General features: G+C 38.4%; 17 protein-coding genes, 1 pseudogene and 1 riboswitch. Of the genes and pseudogenes, 5 read left to right on the plus strand and 13 right to left on the minus strand.

All coding sequences use genetic code 11. From position 1 onward, the window contains the following. Positions 1 to 68: 68 nt before the first annotated feature. Positions 69 to 1,262: a NupC/NupG family nucleoside CNT transporter gene (locus LAV82_RS10775; protein WP_013055534.1), complete on the minus strand. Its 1,194-nt coding sequence runs from the start codon at positions 1,260 to 1,262 to the stop codon at positions 69 to 71. Positions 1,263 to 1,400: 138 nt separating this feature from the next. Beyond that, a riboswitch (purine riboswitch) is annotated at positions 1,401 to 1,502 on the minus strand. A 387-nt stretch (positions 1,503 to 1,889) separates the two neighbouring features. On the opposite strand from LAV82_RS10775, the gene liaG reads away from it, so the two are divergent. Continuing rightward, entirely contained in the window at positions 1,890 to 2,759 is an 870-nt protein-coding gene (gene liaG / locus LAV82_RS10780) for a LiaG family protein (RefSeq protein ID WP_211078374.1), read from the plus strand. Between the two features lie 26 nt (positions 2,760 to 2,785). Here liaG and LAV82_RS10785 read toward each other — a convergent pair whose 3' ends face one another. The 3 genes and pseudogenes from LAV82_RS10785 to folP all read right to left on the minus strand — a co-directional run bounded on the left by LAV82_RS10785 (position 2,786) and on the right by folP (position 4,779). Continuing rightward, on the minus strand, positions 2,786 to 2,980 hold the full coding sequence (locus tag LAV82_RS10785) for a hypothetical protein (RefSeq protein WP_013055532.1): 195 nt from the start codon (positions 2,978 to 2,980) through the stop codon (positions 2,786 to 2,788). 370 nt (positions 2,981 to 3,350) lie between these two features. After that, a pseudogene (locus LAV82_RS10790) lies at positions 3,351 to 3,812 on the minus strand (alcohol dehydrogenase catalytic domain-containing protein); the annotation flags it as partial. 118 nt (positions 3,813 to 3,930) lie between these two features. Next, positions 3,931 to 4,779 (minus strand): dihydropteroate synthase, encoded by an 849-nt coding sequence (gene folP, locus LAV82_RS10795; RefSeq protein WP_013055530.1) that lies wholly within the window; start codon positions 4,777 to 4,779, stop codon positions 3,931 to 3,933. A gap of 353 nt (positions 4,780 to 5,132) precedes the next feature. On the opposite strand from folP, the gene LAV82_RS10800 reads away from it, so the two are divergent. Continuing rightward, positions 5,133 to 6,119 carry a S8 family peptidase gene (locus LAV82_RS10800; RefSeq protein WP_013055529.1) on the plus strand — a complete coding sequence of 329 codons (987 nt, stop codon included), beginning with the start codon at positions 5,133 to 5,135 and terminating at the stop codon, positions 6,117 to 6,119. A gap of 69 nt (positions 6,120 to 6,188) precedes the next feature. On the opposite strand, the gene LAV82_RS10805 is transcribed toward LAV82_RS10800, so the two are convergent. The 4 genes from LAV82_RS10805 to yknW are packed head-to-tail and all read right to left on the minus strand — an operon-like array spanning position 6,189 to position 9,885. After that, on the minus strand, positions 6,189 to 7,385 hold the full coding sequence (locus tag LAV82_RS10805) for an ABC transporter permease (protein ID WP_211078372.1): 1,197 nt from the start codon (positions 7,383 to 7,385) through the stop codon (positions 6,189 to 6,191). Continuing rightward, a complete protein-coding gene (locus LAV82_RS10810; RefSeq protein ID WP_013055527.1) occupies positions 7,382 to 8,071 on the minus strand; it encodes an ABC transporter ATP-binding protein in 690 nt (229 codons plus the stop codon). Before LAV82_RS10810 ends, LAV82_RS10805 begins: the two co-directional genes overlap by 4 nt. Next, the gene (locus LAV82_RS10815; protein WP_013055526.1) at positions 8,068 to 9,198 is read right to left on the minus strand and encodes an efflux RND transporter periplasmic adaptor subunit; all 1,131 of its coding nucleotides are present in this window, start codon (positions 9,196 to 9,198) and stop codon (positions 8,068 to 8,070) included. Before LAV82_RS10815 ends, LAV82_RS10810 begins: the two co-directional genes overlap by 4 nt. Continuing rightward, positions 9,199 to 9,885, minus strand: coding sequence for a YknW family membrane protein (gene yknW / locus LAV82_RS10820; protein ID WP_057274352.1), 687 nt, complete (start codon positions 9,883 to 9,885; stop codon positions 9,199 to 9,201). A 344-nt stretch (positions 9,886 to 10,229) separates the two neighbouring features. Between yknW and LAV82_RS10825 the strand changes: the two genes are divergently transcribed. The 3 genes from LAV82_RS10825 to LAV82_RS10835 all read left to right on the plus strand — a co-directional run bounded on the left by LAV82_RS10825 (position 10,230) and on the right by LAV82_RS10835 (position 13,124). Further along, the gene (locus LAV82_RS10825; RefSeq protein ID WP_499716066.1) at positions 10,230 to 11,537 is read left to right on the plus strand and encodes a homocysteine synthase; all 1,308 of its coding nucleotides are present in this window, start codon (positions 10,230 to 10,232) and stop codon (positions 11,535 to 11,537) included. A 97-nt stretch (positions 11,538 to 11,634) separates the two neighbouring features. Beyond that, on the plus strand, positions 11,635 to 12,372 hold the full coding sequence (locus tag LAV82_RS10830; protein ID WP_029324823.1) for an ABC transporter ATP-binding protein: 738 nt from the start codon (positions 11,635 to 11,637) through the stop codon (positions 12,370 to 12,372). Next, the gene (locus tag LAV82_RS10835) at positions 12,369 to 13,124 is read left to right on the plus strand and encodes an ABC transporter permease (protein WP_013055522.1); all 756 of its coding nucleotides are present in this window, start codon (positions 12,369 to 12,371) and stop codon (positions 13,122 to 13,124) included. Before LAV82_RS10830 ends, LAV82_RS10835 begins: the two co-directional genes overlap by 4 nt. Positions 13,125 to 13,154: 30 nt before the next feature. Here the strand turns inward: LAV82_RS10835 and LAV82_RS10840 are convergent, their stop codons facing one another. The 5 genes from LAV82_RS10840 to LAV82_RS10860 form a co-directional block, all read right to left on the minus strand. Further along, positions 13,155 to 14,162 (minus strand): aromatic ring-hydroxylating dioxygenase subunit alpha, encoded by a 1,008-nt coding sequence (locus LAV82_RS10840; protein WP_013055521.1) that lies wholly within the window; start codon positions 14,160 to 14,162, stop codon positions 13,155 to 13,157. Between the two features lie 392 nt (positions 14,163 to 14,554). After that, on the minus strand, positions 14,555 to 14,998 hold the full coding sequence (locus LAV82_RS10845) for a hypothetical protein (RefSeq protein ID WP_211078369.1): 444 nt from the start codon (positions 14,996 to 14,998) through the stop codon (positions 14,555 to 14,557). A 217-nt stretch (positions 14,999 to 15,215) separates the two neighbouring features. Further along, positions 15,216 to 17,984, minus strand: coding sequence for a phosphoenolpyruvate carboxylase (gene ppc / locus LAV82_RS10850; protein ID WP_013055519.1), 2,769 nt, complete (start codon positions 17,982 to 17,984; stop codon positions 15,216 to 15,218). Between the two features lie 179 nt (positions 17,985 to 18,163). Next, complete coding sequence (locus LAV82_RS10855; RefSeq protein ID WP_499716069.1) at positions 18,164 to 18,298, minus strand: hypothetical protein; 135 nt, start codon at positions 18,296 to 18,298, stop codon at positions 18,164 to 18,166. Between the two features lie 149 nt (positions 18,299 to 18,447). Next, a complete protein-coding gene (locus LAV82_RS10860) occupies positions 18,448 to 18,957 on the minus strand; it encodes an acyl-CoA thioesterase (RefSeq protein WP_013055518.1) in 510 nt (169 codons plus the stop codon). Positions 18,958 to 18,995 lie beyond the last annotated feature (38 nt).

Consider the following 18,995-nt stretch of genomic DNA (forward strand, 5'->3'; position numbering starts at 1 on the left):
ATGAATAGAGGATGCAACAAGAAAAAAGCTGTGCTTTCGAAGACGAAAGCACAGCTTTTTCACACTTTTTACCAAACAAACAATCCAACAATCATAGCACTTAATAATGAAACAGCGATACCGCTCACAAGCAGTTTCCATACGTTTTTTCCAATAATCGTTGATTTACCTTCTGATAACGTAGAATTATACGTTCCATAAATCATACCCACCGTACTGAAGTTAGCAAAAGATGTTAAGAATGTTGTAGCAACTGCAATCGTATGCGGTGGAAGTGTATCTAGATTTTTCTTCAAATCCATCATCGCGACGAATTCATTTGTTGCTAGCTTGATACCCATCAGCTGAGCTACGTACATTGCATCATGCCCCGTGAGCCCTAGTAAGAATGCGAATGGACTAAAGATATAAGAGAAAATCTTTTGTACAGTCAAGCCGTCTACGATAACGCCTAAAATACCGTTAAGCGCAGATGTAAGAGCTACATATCCAATAACCATCGCTAAAATAACAATAACCATGTTCATTCCGACTAACATACTGTTTGAAATGGTAGAGAAAAAGTCTTTTTTCTCCGACTTTGGCGGTACGTAAATCATATCTTCTTCTTTTGTAACATGAACTGGATTCAATAAGCTCACTAAAATAAGCGCGTTTAAACAGTTCAGTGGAATTGCTGTAAACACGTACGTAGCGGGAACCATCGTTAAATAAGCACCGATAATAGATCCGCTAATACTGCTCATACTCATAATTCCAAACGTAAGCAAACGGTTGTCTTTTAACACAGAAAGTTGATTACGAATAACAGCCAATGCTTCCGTGTTTCCTAAAAACATCATTTGAATAGCGAAAAAGCTTTCTAATTTAGGCAAACGAGAAACTTTCGAAATGACCCAGCCTACTTTATCGATAATCCACGTTAAAATACCAAAGTAAGATAAAATATCAAAAAATGTCACGACAAAGATGATAGGCAGTAATGCACTGAAGAAAAAGTCAACCGTTTCATTTCCCATTACGGATGGGAACGCAAAAGCAATTCCATCGTTAGCACAGGAAATTAGCCAAGTAAAGAACGAAGCAATTTTATTAATGATCCATGTTCCGATTGAAGTTCCTAACATAAACCAAGTAATGAGCACTTCAACGACCAACAGTGAAGCAATAGGACGCCACTTTATTTCTTTCTTTTTAGGAGAACATAAGAAGACGACACCCATTACTACAAAAACGCCTAATAAATTTAATAAAAAGTACATGCAAGCCACTCCCAGTTGTGTATTTGAAAACCAAAAAAAGCTCTTACTTTTCATAAATTCTGACAATAACAGAAAGTATGAAAAGTAAGAGCTTTGAAAGAAGGCTGTATCTATGATAATACGCCCTTCTTTTTGCTGCTTATATCCAAACTTTCTTGTAGTCTAGTTTTTTACGGTTACTAGGTAGAGACTATCAGACCATATTACTGATAATATACAAGATCGTAATCTTAGCTGTATTCAATTGATATGAACAAATTCTACCCTTTATTTTTTTAATAATCAACACTTTAAAAGTTTTTCGGAATAATAAAATTGGTATGAAAATTCTATTTATTTATCACTTCTTTTGAACTACTTATCCCAAAATCACACAAAAAAAGTGAATTTAATCATTCTTTTAACTCAATTATTTTCCTATTTTTGAAGCAAAGAAATTGATTCTTTGATGAGTATGTTTAAATATCTACTTCGCTTTTCATTTAATTCCTCAAAAAAATGTTTCGTTTTTACGACTTGAGGCGTAGAAAAAAATAATCCTGCTGTTCGTTGAAATTAACCGCTTTTCAATTTACACTTTATGGTAGAAGAAAACAAATTTAATTTAGGTAGAAAGCGGGTTATAACGTGAAAAAAATATTGGCTTTTATTTTAGTGATAGGTGGTACGGCAGTCCTCTTTTCTACTGCGTTTGCACCTTCCTCTTGGTCGTTAAGTTCATTCAAGACGTCCAAGTCTGAAGCAGCGTTATCAAGTGATATTCAGCATATTCAAATTGACTCTCCAAGCATTAGTACAACTGTCGTGCCGCAAGATCGTCAAGATATTAAAACAAAAGTAGAAGGGAAAGGAATAGTAGATGTAAAGCAAAATGGAGACACCCTAGTCGTCACTTATCAAAAAAGTCCTTTTCAATGGCTTTCTATTTTTTCAAACACAAAAGTGACAATCTACATTCCTAGAGATTATCACCACAACCTTGCGCTTACGGTAGGTTCTGGGGGCCTTCAAGTTGCTGCACAGCCTGAGCAAGCGCTTCAGCTGAAAGATGTTTCGATTAAAGTAGGTTCTGGAAATGCAAGTATTTCAAACTTGATTAGCACCTCTCTTCGCACGGATGTCAATTCTGGAGATTTACAGCTGAGTGATGTTGAAAGCCAAACGGCTAAATTTGCTGTAGGCTCTGGGGAAATTAAAGGAACAAACTATAAAGGAAAACTTCAGGCGCGCATTGGATCTGGTGATCTTTATATGGGTTTTAAAAAGCTAGAAGAGGCCGTTTCTGTAGATGTAGGATCTGGAGATGCCGTGCTGGTTCTTCCGAAAAGCGCTGGTTTTAAAGTGAATGGAAAAGTAAGCAGCGGTGATATAAACAATGACTTTAAGTTAAGCAATGCAACCGTAACAGAAGATGTATTAAAAGGAAAGCATGGAAATGGAAAATATCCTATTGATGCAGCTGTTTCAAGCGGAGAATTAACGTTAAAATCAAAATAAAACGAACACGGAAGTGTTCGTTTTATTTATGGTCTCACTGCAATATACCACGCTACTCCTACGATTGATCCTATGAATACGACTCCGTAAATAATAGATAAATTCACTATACTTTTCTTTTTAGATTTTCCGTAATCTTCATCTACTTTCTTTGCAGCACTGATCGTACCTGCAAGGGCAGCAACGCCGATAATAATGACAAGAAGCAATGCTAATTTCATTCATTCTCTCCTCCATATTTCGGTGATTGAATAAGACTGAATACCATGATGTTATTTATTTCATTTTAAGCAGCACGATTTAATCAGAATATGAAAGCGTTATATCTTCTCTTTCTATCATAAAGCTAAATTATGTAAAATCAACCATCCAATCGTGCATTATTTTCCTCCACCACTTTACATACATAAAAAATTCTCGAGCTTCACTGCTCAGGAATCTTCACCTAATAGAAATGGCATTTTAAGGTTTTAAAATGACTTTAATGCAGTTATCTTGATGATCATTAAAGATTTTGTAGGCATCAGCTGCGTCTTCTAAAGCGACTTTATGAGTAATAATTTCTTTTGGATCGAATTCTCCTTTTACAATTTGATCATACAATTTCGGCATAACCGGAATGACAAATGGTGTAAAATTTCCAAATGGCACTTTTAAATATTCAGCTTGACCTCCTGGATGATTTCCAAACTTTTCAGTATAACCGAAATAGCCGCCAGAATCGTAATGTGGATTAGAATTATCACATTGGCTCGTTAAATCATCCTTACAGTATGCACACTGTCCGCATGCTACGTTAAACGGAATAATAACGCGATCTCCTTTTTTTACTTTTGTAACATCCGGTCCTACTTCTTCCACAATCCCCATTGGTTCATGACCAATAATATAACCGTGAGGCAATGGCATGCTTCCTTGATATAAATGCAGATCAGAACCACAAATAGCCGTTGACGTTATTTTAATGACAATGTCATCTTTCTTCTCTAACTTCGCATCTTCTACTTCTGCTACTTTTACCTGATTAGGCCCTTGATACGTTACCGCTCTCATTTTCACCCTCCATTTTTACAACCTTCATATTACTTGAATTTATCTAAAGGCATGTATTCTATCCGGAGAAATCAAGGAAAATAAAAAAGCAGCGCTTACGCGTCTGCTTAAATGATTATTAAAACTGAAATAAATGTTTTCCTACCAGTACATCTGCCATCTTTACAAAGCGCTTGATTTCTAATACGTCATGAACTCGAACCATTTGAACGCCTTGTGCAATCCCTGCATATACAGTAGCTGCAGTTCCTTCCATTCTTTCCGTAGGAGGAGCATCGACTATTTGCCCAATAAATCCTTTACGAGAAGTAGCAAGCAGGACAGGATAGCCCATCTTTGTCAGCTGATCTAGATGCTGAATCGCTTCTACATTATGCGCAGCCGTTTTTCCAAAGCCAATGCCTGGATCTAAAATAATTTGATCATCTCGAACTCCTGCAGCTTTTGCAATTGATATGCTTTCTTCCAAATCACTTATCATATCTGTAATCAGATTTGTATAATTGGGCTCATGACGGTTATGCATTAAAATAATAGGAACATTATAGTCAGCTGCAACTTGAGCCATTTTGGGATCAGCCTTTGCGCCCCATATATCGTTAATAATATGTGCTCCTGCTTTTAGCGCATGCTTGGCCACTTCCGACTTGTATGTATCTACAGAAATGGGCACCTCTACGCGCTTAGCCACTTCAGAAATAACAGGCACAATCCGTTTAATCTCTTCTTCATCGCTAATTCTTGTATAACCAGGACGAGTTGATTCTCCCCCGATATCAATGATGTCTGCTCCTTGCTTCACCATTTCCTCAGCATGAGCAACCGCTTTATCTACATCGTAGTATTTTCCGCCATCTGAAAATGAATCCGGGTTTACGTTTAAAATCCCCATAATAAGCGTACGGTCTGCATAATTTAGTTCATACTTTCCGCATTTAATGACGGATTGAGACGTTAAAGTTGACACTATCCTCAGCCCCTTCGTAATTTGCAAATTGATGTATATTTATAAATATCATGTATTTTGAGAATGTCATACCGTTCGTAATTATATCAAAAGTCACCAGTCCTATGTCATTTTTCTTGGAGTTTCTTTCTTCTATAGTGTGAGATAAACGTTAAAAGTGAATACACAGATAACATTAAAAATCTCTATCGGGCTTGTCTTTAGGGTCTTTTTTCCTCTTCTCACATCTTTTGTGAGTCTTTTTATTCAAAAAGAAAGGATTCGCATGAAAAGCGTTTAATTTATAACAATAGTTGGGAATTTATAATTAAGTAACTTCCATTTTTATGGAATTCATTTTAAGGAGGATGACTATGACTCAACAACCGTTACAAGTCAAATTAATTCCTTATACAATTGAGTCGATTATCGACTCAACAAACGAAACGCCTAAAGGAGTAAGCTTAATTCAAGCACCTGCTATTTGGGAACAAAGCAATCAAGGAGAAGGCATTGTAATTGCAGTTATCGACACTGGTGTTGACACAAATCATCCTGACTTAAAAGATTGTATTATAGGAGGAAGAAACTTCACTTCGGATCATAACGGGGATTCTTCTGTATTTGAAGATAATAATGGGCACGGTACTCACGTGTCTGGTACCATTGCTGCTGCACTCAACAATGAAGGGGTAGTAGGAGTGGCACCCAAAGCAAAAATTCTCAGCTTAAAAGTACTTACCAGTGAAGGATCCGGAAATTACGAATGGATTATTGACGCTATTAACTACGCCGTCGAATGGCGGGGCCCTAACAATGAACGAGCACGAGTTATTTCCATGTCACTCGGCGGACCACAGGACGTTCCAGAACTTCACGAAGCTGTTCAAAACGCTGTGAATAAAGACGTTTCTGTTGTTGTTGCAGCTGGAAATGAAGGTGATGACCGTGAAGAAACCTTTGAATATTCATATCCGGGAAGTTATAACGAAGTCATTCAAGTAGGAGCTGTAGACAGCAGCTTAAGTTTAGCTCCTTTTACCAATGTCAATGAAGAAGTAGACTTAGTCGCACCCGGAGTTAACATCATCTCTACTTTTTTAGAAGGTAAATATGCTACTCTTTCAGGAACTTCAATGGCAACTCCCCACGTGGCTGGAGCTTTAGCTCTATTGATTAACTTATGTGAGAAGGAATTTGGCCGGTCTTTAATTGAAGCTGAAATCTATGCTCAACTTGTAAAAAGGACGCTTCCTCTAGGATATCGAAAAAGCTCTGAAGGAAACGGATTTCTCATGCTCGATTTGGTAGAAAAAATACATGATATTATTAACGTAGCCCGCATCAGTCCTAGTAAGTAATAAATAAGAAAAACGAGAAATCTTCTTGGTTCTCGTTAAATTGAAATAAAGACATGCGAACGCATGTCTTTATTCATATCTTAATGCTTCGATTGGATCTAGCTTTGCCGCTTTGTTTGCAGGAAGCATGCCGAATACAATGCCAATCGTCATGGAAAACAACACTCCTCCAAGTACTACTTGCCACGAAATTAATGACGGCCAGCCAGCAAATAACGAAACAAGAGCTGCCCCGCCCGCGCCGAGGCCAATTCCAAGCAAACCACCAATTAACGTGAGGGTAATGGATTCAATCAAAAACTGAGTTAGAATTTGTCTTTTAGATGCTCCCAACGCTTTACGAATACCAATTTCTCTTGTACGTTCCGTTACAGAAACCAGCATAATGTTCATAACGCCAATCCCGCCAACAAGCAGTGAAATGCCTGCAATCGATCCAATAATCGTTGTCATAATTCGCGTTACATTTCCAATGCTATCTGCTATTTCTTCTAAGTTCTGCACTTGGTAAGCATCTTCCGCATCATGCAAATTATTTAACAAATCCGTTGCGTCATTGCCTACTTTTTTTAGTTGATCAGAGCTTTTTGCTTGAACACTAAGGTTGGTGTAATCGAGCTTACCGAAGCTTGATTTATACGTATTATTCGGAATATAAATGGTCGGTATTTCAAATGCTAAAAAGCCCGTTGCCTTTTTTGTGACACCAATAATTTTGATAGGCTGTCCTTGAACCCATACTACTTGCCCAAGAGCTTCTTTCTTATCAAATAGCTCTTTTTTCATATCGCTTGTGATAACACCTACTCGATTACCTGATAAAAAGTCAGAGCTGTCTAACATTCTTCCTTTTGAAACTTCCAGCTGATTAACTTCAATATATCCTTCGTTAATAGCATTAACAGTCGTATCAGATTCCTTGTCTCTATATCTTATCCCCATCCCCATTGAGCTAGAAGCCACCACATTCTTCACTCCGGGAATAGTCGAAAGAGCTTTAATATCATCCTCTGTAAAGATGGGCTCACCCGTCATTGAAAGGTCATCAGTTTGCATCTCGTCTTCAGGAGGCTGATAGTATACATCAACTGTATTGCTTGCTCCTGTTATTTCCGACTTAATCATTTGTTCTCCGCCTTGACCAATGGCTACAACGATAATAACAGCCGCTACGCCAATGATAATACCAAGCATCGTCAAAATAGAGCGCATTTTATGAGCAAGAACCGAAGAGAGAGCCATACGAATATTTTCTATCAAACTCATAAGCTATCGTTCTCCTTATCGCTATGACTTAGCACTTTACCGTCACGAACGATAACTGTACGCGATGTGTATTCTGCCACTTCAGGTTCATGGGTAATGACTACCACTGTTGTGCCATCTGCATTAAGTTTAGAAAATTGTTCCATAATATCAGCACTTGTTTTTGTATCTAGAGCTCCTGTTGGTTCATCCGCTAAAATAAGCGTCGGATTATTAACAATAGAACGAGCAATAGCAACACGCTGCTTTTGCCCTCCTGATAACTCGCTCGGTAAATGTTTCATCCGCTCACTCAGCCCTACTTTTTCAAGCGCAGCTTCTGCTCTGGCTCGTCTTTCCTTACGCGTTACACCGGCGTATACCATTGGAAGCTCTACGTTTTCTACCGCTGTTAAACGCGGCAACAGCTGAAATTGCTGAAAAACAAAACCGATATGAATATTCCTTACTTTTGCAAGCTGCTCATCACTATAAGTAGAGATTTCTTGTTCATTTAATAAATAGGACCCTGAAGACGCACGGTCTAAACATCCGATAATGTTCATTAGCGTTGATTTACCTGAGCCAGAAGGTCCCATAATCGCAACAAATTCACCGTCATAAATCTTCAAATTAATATCTTTTAAAATTAGCACTTCCTCTTTGCCAAGATGATAACTTTTATGAATATTCACAAGCTCAATCATTGAACAGTCACTTCCGCACCGTCAGTTAAGTTCTTTGTAGGATTTGTAATGACTTTGTCTTTAGAAGATACGCCGCTTTTGATTTCAATAAATTTATTTGTTGTTTCTCCAATCTTTACTTCCTTACGAACCGCCTTTTTATCTTTCACTACATATACATATTTTTCTCCGTCTTCATTTACAACTGCTTTTATCGGCAAAGATGAAGCTTTTTTACTGCTTGTTTCAATTTCAAGCAGCAGCTTAAATCCCGGCTTAATCATCGTGATATCCTGGTCATCTACTTTTACTTCAATTGGATATTGATTAGCCGCATCATTGCCCGCTTCTGCTGATGCCTGCTGCTGAGGTAGATAGTCAATTTGTTTGACGCTCCCTGCCCATTCTTTATCAGGCAGCACATCTGATGTAATTTTAACAGCTTGACCGGTTTTAATTTTTAATGCATCATACTCAGACAGCACGCCAGTAGCTAAGTATTCATCGGTATTACCAATATGTATAAGCGGTTTTTGAACGTCACTTGTGTTATTAACCGCTTCTTTATCTACTTCTAGCACCGTCCCATTAATATCACTCGCTACGTCTAAATTACGTTCTTTTTTAGCAATTGATTTGGCTTCTAGTTTGTTTCGTTCTAAATCAATTTTAGCCGTTTCTAAATCGAGATTGAGCTGCGTACGCTCTGTATCGATTTGATCTCTCGCTTCTTGCTTACTCATTTCTTTTTCCAATTCTTTTTGTTTTTTATTTAAATTAGAAAGCTGTTTACTTACTGAGTCAATTTGCAGCTGACTGGATTTTTTTTCTAGATTGTTTTGTTCTTGCTCTAAATCAAGCGCATCGCTCTCGTATGTTACAAGAGAGGTGCCCTGCTGTACACGAGAGCCTTCTGTTACGTGAAATCGTTCAACCTCGCCTTTTTCAGCATCAAAATAGACATATTGTTCATCAGCAAGCTTTAACGTACCCGGAACCATAACTGTATTTCTTAACTTTTTTTCCTTTATATTTGCTACGTGAACATTGACTGCTTTCCCACTTACACTTTGTGCACGATATACGTTAATCCCAATAACCGCAACAATAACAACTGCTACAGCTGTAATAATTATTCCTTTTTTCATTTACAACCCTGCTCCTTTAAGCGCTTCTGAAGCAGCTCCTCCAACTCCTGAAATAGCGGCTCCTAAGATGAATAAAATAATCACTGTAATAATAGAAGCAGCTTTTGATACATTTGCCACTTTTTGTAGTCCTACTGCTGTCAGAATAAGTCCCCAGATAGAAAAGATTTCAATGGAAGTAAATACTCCTCCCATAGCACCTTTAGCACCAACCATTCCATTTAACGAAGTCACATTAGCTGAAGTATGGGCTAGTGCAGCTACTCCCGTATTAATTAGCTGACCGATTGCTGTGATGAACGTAACAAACAAATTCAAACTAAACATTTGGCGGTAAGTTGTTTTTCCAGTCCCTAACTTTGCAATTAAAAACAGAATCAAACTTGTGAATGCCAGTGTAGCAACTACTGCAATAACTCCTCCAATCGCTCCGCCAATCATACTAAATGTTGAATTAACTTCAATGCCAGCTTCTTTTTGCTGTTGCAGCGCTTCTTGTCCCTGAGGGGTATAGACGGCTAGAATCGTTGTTGCAGCTGTTAAGATGAGGATAAGAAAAAGAGGTCCCCAGATGACCGGGCTGCTTTTCATTTTCTCAAACTGTACAACCGGACTCGTAATAAAACCAAAAATAGAAGGCTTTCCTTTCTCTTGGACTTCCGAAGATACATTGACTTCTGTGCTCATAATCAAACTCCTTTTATTTCGTTTCGTTATTAGCTCTTAAGACCCGTCTTTTACTATTTTTTAAAGTCTTCTAGCAAAATCGGCTCTCTCTAAGAAACTCTCAAACACCTAATATTCTAACATAATTATACAAATAAATTTACATTTTTCTTACATTTTATATTTTTTATGGTATTTTTAGAAATTAAAGAGATGTCTTAATGCTGAATTACAGTATTAATTTTATTTATATTTTCTAAATATTCTAATTATAATTTGACATCGTTCAATATAATTCGTATATTATGATTAAAGTTTATTATTCCTATGTTTTTTGTAAGTTTTATATTTAAGGAGGAGTTTCAATGTCTGCTAAGAAACCATTTCGTCCTGAAACACAAGCCATCCATTCTGGCCAACAGCTTGACCCGGCTACTTTTTCGCGTGCGGTACCTATTTATCAAACAAGCTCATTTGGTTTTAAAGATACGGAGCACGCTGCATCTTTATTTAATTTAAGTGAACAAGGCTACATCTACACTCGAATTGTAAACCCTACTACGGACGTTTTTGAACAGCGAATTGCTGAGTTAGAAGGCGGGGTAGGTGCTCTAGGAGTAGCTTCGGGTCAGTCAGCTACTACCTTTTCCATTTTGAATATCGCTTCCGCAGGAGATGAAATTGTATCAGCAAGCAGTTTATATGGGGGAACATACAACCTCTTTTCGTCTACGCTTCCTAAACTGGGCATTACCGTCAAATTTGTAAACGCCGATAATCCAGAAAATTTTAGAAGTGCAATCACTTCCAAAACAAAGGCAATTTATGCTGAATCCGTTGGAAACCCGCAGGGAAATGTGCTAGACATCGAAGCAGTTGCAGACATTGCCCATGAACATGGAATTCCTCTTATTATTGATAATACGGTTCCAAGCCCTTACCTTCTTCGTCCCATCGATTTCGGAGCAGATATTGTCGTTCATTCTGCTACTAAGTTTCTTGGAGGGCATGGAACAGCAATTGGGGGTGTTATCGTAGACAGTGGAAAATTTGATTGGGAAGCGAGCGGGAAATTCCCAGACTTAACAACTCCAGATCCAAGTTACCATGGCCTTGTATACACAGAAGCTGCCGGTGAAGCTGCTTATATTACAAAAGCACGCGTTCAGCTTTTACGAGATATTGGAGCTGCTTTATCACCTTTTAATTCCTTTTTACTCCTTCAAGGGGTAGAAACACTCCATCTGCGATTAGAGCGTCACAGCGAAAACGCATTAAAGGTAGCGAAATTTTTAGAGCAGCATGAATTAGTAGAATGGGTAAATTATGCGGGGCTTCCTTCCCACCCTTCCTATTCTTTGGCACAAAAATACTTGCCTAAAGGGCAAGGAGCAATTTTAACCTTTGGTGTAAGGGGAGGAAAAAACGCTGCGGCTAAGTTAATTGATTCGGTTCAGTTATTTTCTCATTTAGCCAATATCGGCGACTCTAAATCACTCATTATTCACCCGGCAAGCACCACTCATCAACAGCTATCTAAAGACGAACAAAAAGCTTCGGGTGTGATGCCAGAACTCATTCGTTTATCGGTTGGAACAGAAGCAATCGACGACCTTCTTGAAGATTTAGATTATGCCTTAAAAGCCAGCCAAAAAGTGAATACAACTGTTTAAAAGCTGTGATTTTTCACAGCTTTTTTTATATCATCCAATAACTTTTTATACTTTCGCTTATGCTACAATAAACAAAACGAATGAAAAAGGAGTTACTATGAACACGTTCAATTCAATACCTGCTATCACATTTACAGACGTTCATAAAACATTTAAGGATAAAGAACATAGTGTTTTAAAAGGCATATCGGGTACAGTGATGCAAGGCTCGCTCGTCATGATGGTAGGACCATCAGGATCCGGAAAAAGCACCCTTCTTTCCATGTGCAATTTACTTTCCGCACCTGATGAAGGAAGCATTGAAGTATATGGAAAAGACATTAGCAAATGGAATATTTCTGATTTACGAAAAAAAGTGGGTATTGCTTTTCAATCAGCTCCTGTTATTGATGGAACAGTGCGTGATAATATGATGCTTGTTCAAAAACTGCATGGCAAGCAGGATATTATGCCTGAAGAACTCTGTGCCTTAACCGGTCTTTCCCCTGACTTGTTAGAGCAGGATGCAAGAGATTTATCCGGTGGTCAAAGACAAAGGTTATCATTAGCCCGCACGCTGTCGAACGGATCTGACCTTTTACTTTTAGACGAAATCACTTCCGCTTTGGATGCCACTTCTGCTCATGAAATTGAACAGCTTATTTCTCATTTACATAAAGAGCAGAATAAAACGATTATTTGGGTTACCCATAATTTAGATCAAGCGAAACGTTTAGGAGAGGAAGTCTGGCTTTTAATGAACGGAGTGATTGTAGAAAAAGCGAAGACGGAGACCTTTTTTCATGCTCCTGTAAAAGCTGAAACAAAACAATTTATTGAAGGAGCCTTTCTATGAGTTCACTTTCACTGATTTTTACAATCATTTTTGTTTTTATTGCTCTTTTTTTATCAAAATCTTTTCGGATAGGACTCGAAAAAGATATTATCATTGCCAGTATTCGAGCAGCCGTTCAGCTGTTAGTGATAGGATATGTTTTATCTTTTATTCTTGACGCGAATCACCCTGCTTTTATGATTCTCATTTTATTCGTTATGCTGACGGTCGCTTCCCAAAATGTTGTAAAGAAAAAAAAGCAAGGATTTAAGGCTTTCTTTCGTGTATTTGTCACTCTTTTTATTGTAGAAATCCTGACCCAAAGCGTTATGCTCGGACTACATATTATCCCTGCTACTCCGCGATATATCATTCCTGTCAGTGGTATGATTATTGGAAATTCGATGATTTTGGCCAATTTATTTTTAAATCGGTTAGATGCTGAAGTAAATAGAAGACGAGACGAAATTCAATTGATTCTGGCGCTTGGCGGCACTCCTCAACAAGCTATTCATAGTATTTTAAATGCCGCAATCAAAGCTAGCATGATTCCTACTGTAGAAAGTCAAAAAACAATTGGACTCGTTCAGCTTCCGGGTATGATGACAGGCCAGATTATTGGAGGGGCAGATCCGATACAAGCTGTCAAATTCCAGCTGCTTATCGTTTTTACTATTCTAGCGTCTGCTACGCTTTCCTGCGTCATCTTAAGCCGATTAACATACCCTACCCTTTTTAATAGCTATCAGCAGCTTATCCGTGAGCATACATAAAAAAAGAAAGGAAACTCCTTTCTTCTTTTTTTATTGAGCAGCTTTTTTTAATCTTGATCCTATGTCACTTCCAAAGGTTACTCCTAAATCGCCGAGCCATCTTCTATACGCAATACTCAGTCGGTCCGGATTCAAATGAAGCTCTGCTTGTAAGTCAAGCGGCAGCTCTTCTGGTTTTTGACTTTCCACAATACTGGTATCTTGCTCAATAATAAGCTGCTGAAAATCGCGGAAATATTGATCAGGTGCATCAAACGAATAGTTTCTAGAAACCAGCGCAAACACCGTGGACTTCCTTTCCTCTTCAGGTAAAACCGCAAACAGCATTGAAAAGATTTCACCCGTTTCGTAGTTCACTTTTTTCAACCTTGCAACGGTAGGACGAAGAATTTCAAAGGTATAATAAATAGTCGCAAAGTTACCCGTACCATCTGCATCTGCGTACACAGCGATTTCATCAGAAACGTATCGGTTATCTTTCCAATGCACCTTATAATCAGGAATTTCAGCGTAGTCAGAGTGTCCAAGGCTTCCTTCGTGAACAAAAGCCAAATGGCTTACATCTAGGAAGTTTTCTACGACACGAGGAGCTGCTGCCTGCAGAGTATGAGGGTTGGCGCAAACCGTTTTGAATCCGGAGTTAAGATGTTCATCATAAAAGGGAAGAGGAGTATCACCTGCCTCGCTGTTCATCTTCACCCATATAATCCCGTACTTTTCAACGCAGGCATATACCTGTGCTTTTGCTTTTGAAGGAATAGCTCTTCCCGGCGGCTGTTGAGGAATTTTCACACAAGCCCCGGCATCATCGTATTTCCATCCGTGATAAGGGCATACAATGCAATCATCTACCACTTTTCCAAGAGATAACGCTGCACCGCGGTGGATGCACAAATCTTTAAATGCTTTAATGGCATTAGTTGTGCGAAAAAGCACAACTCGCTCTTCTAAAATCGTTACTTGCAAGGGCTGATCTGTTAAATCATGTGAATAAGCTGCAGGCAGCCATTCCTTAGCCAATACTAAATCTTTAATCATCTGCATCGCCTCCGTACAATAAGTAAATTTATTTCTTGTTTATAAAAAAAACCGCAGAAATAGAAGGAGTGCTTCTAATTCCGCAGCTTTTTCGTTCCGTAAAACAGACTATAAGCGCGCGAAGATTCTACATGATTGCAGATAGAGCGACCTTAGCACTTCATCTACAATGACAATACGTATTCATCGCTATTTTCTTAATCTTAAAATCTAACCCTTATATATTGAATAAAGAGCGGCCAGCCGATAAAAGCTTTTCTGTCCACTGATTTCTCTTAGTTTTACTTTATCAATTTCCCAAGGAAAAATCTCTTGCTTTGTAAGCATCTTTAACATAATTTTTTCGGTTAAACGAATAAAAGCTGCGGTTTTTAAAACCGCAGCTTGCTTTATTATGAGCTCATATAACTGGCTGTATATTTTTTCGTCTGCTTTTGTATTTCTTGATTTAAATGTTTGAAAAATGAGAGGGTTTCTTCATAATCCGTCGCTTTTTCATGAAACTTCAATGTAAGATTTTCTTCAAACAACGTTTCTCCCTGATGACCGACCGCTTTCAGCTGAACATCTGTAACAATACCTTGCGAAATCGAACATAATAAATAATTAAAGCAATGAACCGGAACGATATGCATCAGATGAAAATCGTCGGTAGTTCTATCACTTTTTGTTTTCTTAAATTCCAAAGTGAGTTCTTCTGGATGAATAAACACATTTATATGCTGTTTGGACAAACAAGTAGGATTCATTTTTTGTGTATACTTACAAAATTCCAGTCCAATAAATATAGAATTCTCGGAGTCAGCTTCAATGAAGATTTGCGAATTTTTTACCATTGTCCTCGTCCTCCATATTCAATCTAGTTATCCCGTCACCCGCACCTATTTGTATAATATTTCCATTCCTTCTCTATTCTATCATTGATTTTTCTCAATGCCTATTTCGCAAGCGGAAGTTCTCTTTAAAAGAGAGGGAACTGGCAGGCAGTTCTTTATGTGAGAAGAATAAACAAAAGACACCTCTTTTATTTTGTTGAGGTGTCTTTTAGTATCATCAGCCTGTGTTACGCAACCCTGCTGCAATGCCATTAATCGTTAATAACGCTTCTTTTAAAAGTTCTTCATTTAACGTTCCAGCCTCATCTTCACGCAGCTTGGAAATGACTTTAACTTGTAAGAACGTTAGAGGGTCCACATACGGATTTCGTAATTTAATAGATTCTTTAATCGTTGGAAGATGATCCATTAGTTCTTTTTGACCTGTGATTTGAAGAATCATTTCTTTTGTGAGATTATACTCTTTTTTAATGGCGGTAAAAATCCGCTCTGAAATAACTGGATCTTGTACCATTTCCGTGTATTCTTTTGCTGCCATTAAATCTGCTTTTGTTAAGGCCATTTGCAGATTATCGACGGTCGAGCGGAAGAATGGCCATTCTTTATACATTTGCTGAAGAAGCTGTATATCTCCGGATTTCTCTACTAAATGCTGTAAGCCTGTACCTGCAGCGTACCAGGCTGGAAGCAGCTGTCTGCTTTGCGTCCATGCAAATACCCACGGAATTGCTCGCAAGTCTTCAAAGCGATCACTTCCTTTTCGACTCATTGGACGTGACCCAATATTTAAAGCCCCCAGCTCAGGAAGAGGTGTAGCTTGTTTAAAGTACGTTAAAAAGTCTGGATCTTTGAAAACAAGCTCTTGATACTTACGTAAAGAAGCAGTTGAAATCTCGTCCATTGTTTCTTCCCATTCATGTGTGCGAATATCACATTGTTCAGCTTCTTGAGAAACATTTGCTGCCGCTGTAAGAAGAGCTGAAACCGCTTGTTCAAGGCTTCGGTAAGCAATGTCATATAAAGAGTATCTAGAAGAAAGAACTTCTCCTTGCTCTGTAATTTTGACGCCGTCTCCTAGCGTCTCAACAGGCTGAGATAAAATGCTTCGGTTTAACGGCCCACCTCCTCGGCCTAGTGAGCCGCCTCGGCCATGGAAAAACTTCAGACGAACTTGATACTTCCTCGCCATATCGTGAATTTCCTGCTGCGCTTTATAGAGCTTCCAATTAGCAGTAAGCGTTCCTCCGTCTTTACTTCCATCTGAGTAGCCAAGCATAATTTCCTGCAAATCCTGCTGTTTCCTTAAGTGCTCTCGATAAAAATCTAATTGAAATAGCTGTTCCATGATTTTAGGACCTGCTGTGAGATCATCAATCGTTTCAAGCAGCGGAGCTATATTTAACTTACTTTCAATGCGGCCATCTGCATGAAGGCGATAAATACCCGCTTCTTTGGCGAGTACCATGACTTCTAATAAATCACTTGCAGACTGCGTCATACTGATTAAGTAGACTTCAATAGATCTTTCTCCAAATTCTTTATGTGCTCGATGTATCATATTAAATACTTCAATTACTTGCTGCGTTTCTTTAGAGTAATTCTCTACAAAAGATATCACAGGTCTTGGGTCTTGAAGAACTTTCCCTAGCAGCTCAACTTTTTTCTCTTCCGTTAACGCTGAATAATCTTCAGCTAAAGAAACAGCATGGAAAATTTCTTTGATTGCCGCTTCATGTTCCCCGCTGTGATTACGGATATCAAGCGTTGCTAAATGAAAACCAAACAGCTCAACTTGGCGAATTAATTTACATAAGCTTTTTAACTGATAATCCTGAGGCTGGTGCTTTTGCAAGCTATCTTTGATTAGAAATAAATCATGTAGAAGTTCTTCCGACCTTTGATAGCCTGCTTCCGATTCTCCAACTAAATTTAATTTATGAAGCATAATCGTAAGCTTGCAGCGATATACTTCGTGTTTGATTCTCCATCGCTTTTTCTCAGGCAGCAGCGATATTTCTTGATTAATAGAATCAAGAAGATTATCTGAAACTGCGACTCTTTTTGTAGACTGACTTAACCTTTGTCTCAATTGAGTAAGCGACTCTTTATATTTACGAATAGCTAACTTCCTTTGTTTGACAAGCGTTTGCCACGTTACTTTAGGAGTTACGTTTGGATTTCCATCTCGGTCTCCGCCAATCCATGAACCAAATCGAAGAATATTAGGCACCTTCCAATTTTCTTCAGGGTAATTCTCCTGCAATGAATTTTCTAACTCCTGATGAAGTTGAGGAAGCACTTCAAATAACGTTTCATCAAAATAATATAATCCATTGGATACTTCATCCATCACAGTCGGCTTGCGATCTCGCAGTTCATTTGTTTGCCATAAAATTAATACTTCGCTAAACAGTCTTTCTTCAATTTCCGTACGTTCGCGTTTTGTTAACGTTGGATTATCTAAGTTTTTCAGAAGCTCAGCCATTCGTTTATGAATATCAAGGACACTTCGTCTAGTGGCTTCTGTTGGATGAGCAGTGATGATGAGCTCTAGAGATAGAGTTTGAAGCAAGTTAGCAATTACGTCTGGCGCCACGCCATTATTTTTAAGCGAAACAACGGCACTTTCCAATGAGCCCGGCTGCATAATAGAATCTTCTTGCTGCTGATATTCGCGTCTGCGACGAATTCGATGATTTTGTTCTGCAATATTAACTAAATGAAAATAAACTGCAAACGCCCGAATAACCTGCTCGCGCATCGGCTGTTCAAGAGTAACGATTTCATTTTTTATTTCTTTATAGATAACTTCATCTTTGTTTTCTCTAAGTGATTTTGCTACTTCGCGTATTTTTTCTACTTTGCTGAGCAGTTCTTCTCCACCTTGGTGAACCAGAACTTTCCCTAACAATTGACCGAGAAACTTTACATCACGGCGCAGGGCAGTGCTGCTGTTTTGTCTTTCTGCTGCTTCTACTGTTACCATTAGACACGACACCTTTCTTCATAAATATTGTACTTTTTAAACTTTTTAGAAAATTATATTAAATTCATATTACCATGAACGAAAATAAATTTCATATAATTTTATTTCCTCCTCTCGTTCAGGAGAGGAGATTCATCAAATATAAAAGAGAGGTTAAGACATAACTAAATGAATCCAATCTAAAGACGAACAAATGGGATACATAAGCCGAACCGCTTGTGACGCCGCAGTTGATTTCTGTGCAAGACTTTGCTTTCCGCAGGTGGTCGCTGAGCCTCCTCGTCGCTTCCGCTTTTCCCCCCGGGAGTCTTCATCTTGCCCTCCAATCAACTGCTAGAAGAAAAGAAACAGATGAAACCTACGTTCACCATAACAAAAAAAACGAACCGCTAATCAAACATTTTGATTAATAGTTCGTTTTTCATTTGAGCTAAAATACTTTTGTCTCGGCCTCTCTTTTATGCTACCAAGGTTGTCCTAAATCCAATACCGAGGCTAGTTCATTGCTTTTTTTACGCACTTGTTTACGCGTGGCAGCGCGATCTGCCCCCGTTTGAAACAGGTATTTTTCTTCTTCTGTTTCTGGAATAAGCTCCGGTACTGCGCGGGGCTTTCCATCATCATCCATTGCCACAAAAGTTAAAAATGATGTAGCTGCAATTTGACGCTCCCCGGTTTTTAAATTTTCTTTAATCACTTTCACAAACACTTCCATGGATGAACGACCTGTCCATGATACGTATGACTCCAAACATACAGAATCCTGAGGCGTAATAGGGTGCAGAAAATGAATAGAGTCTGCTGAAGCTGTCACACACTCTGTACGACTGTGACGATAAGCTGAAATGGACGCAATCATATCAATATCACTCATTAACTTTCCGCCAAATAACGTATTGTGATTATTAATATCATTAGGAAAAATGCGGCTCGTTCGAACGGCCTTTGTATCTTTACAATAATTTGCTTTCATTAGTAAGAACCTCCATTGATGCCTATCATAATAAGAAT

The organism is Bacillus sp. ILBB4, from assembly GCF_035064545.1.
GTDB lineage: Bacteria > Bacillota > Bacilli > Bacillales > Bacillaceae_H > Priestia.

Excerpts from the sequence above, each read along its gene's own strand:
- LAV82_RS10775 (WP_013055534.1), bottom strand. The coding sequence starts at position 1,262 with ATGTACTTTTTATTAAATTTATTAGGCGTTTTTGTAGTAATGGGTGTC.
- LAV82_RS10785 (WP_013055532.1), bottom strand. The coding sequence starts at position 2,980 with ATGAAATTAGCATTGCTTCTTGTCATTATTATCGGCGTTGCTGCCCTT.
- LAV82_RS10800 (WP_013055529.1), top strand. The coding sequence starts at position 5,133 with ATGACTCAACAACCGTTACAAGTCAAATTAATTCCTTATACAATTGAG.
- LAV82_RS10805 (WP_211078372.1), bottom strand. The coding sequence starts at position 7,385 with ATGAGTTTGATAGAAAATATTCGTATGGCTCTCTCTTCGGTTCTTGCT.
- LAV82_RS10810 (WP_013055527.1), bottom strand. The coding sequence starts at position 8,071 with ATGATTGAGCTTGTGAATATTCATAAAAGTTATCATCTTGGCAAAGAG.
- LAV82_RS10815 (WP_013055526.1), bottom strand. The coding sequence starts at position 9,198 with ATGAAAAAAGGAATAATTATTACAGCTGTAGCAGTTGTTATTGTTGCG.
- yknW (WP_057274352.1), bottom strand. The coding sequence starts at position 9,885 with ATGAGCACAGAAGTCAATGTATCTTCGGAAGTCCAAGAGAAAGGAAAG.
- LAV82_RS10825 (WP_499716066.1), top strand. The coding sequence starts at position 10,230 with ATGTCTGCTAAGAAACCATTTCGTCCTGAAACACAAGCCATCCATTCT.
- LAV82_RS10830 (WP_029324823.1), top strand. The coding sequence starts at position 11,635 with ATGAACACGTTCAATTCAATACCTGCTATCACATTTACAGACGTTCAT.
- LAV82_RS10835 (WP_013055522.1), top strand. The coding sequence starts at position 12,369 with ATGAGTTCACTTTCACTGATTTTTACAATCATTTTTGTTTTTATTGCT.
- LAV82_RS10840 (WP_013055521.1), bottom strand. The coding sequence starts at position 14,162 with ATGATTAAAGATTTAGTATTGGCTAAGGAATGGCTGCCTGCAGCTTAT.
- LAV82_RS10845 (WP_211078369.1), bottom strand. The coding sequence starts at position 14,998 with ATGGTAAAAAATTCGCAAATCTTCATTGAAGCTGACTCCGAGAATTCT.
- ppc (WP_013055519.1), bottom strand. The coding sequence starts at position 17,984 with ATGGTAACAGTAGAAGCAGCAGAAAGACAAAACAGCAGCACTGCCCTG.
- LAV82_RS10855 (WP_499716069.1), bottom strand. The coding sequence starts at position 18,298 with ATGAAGACTCCCGGGGGGAAAAGCGGAAGCGACGAGGAGGCTCAGCGA.
- LAV82_RS10860 (WP_013055518.1), bottom strand. The coding sequence starts at position 18,957 with ATGAAAGCAAATTATTGTAAAGATACAAAGGCCGTTCGAACGAGCCGC.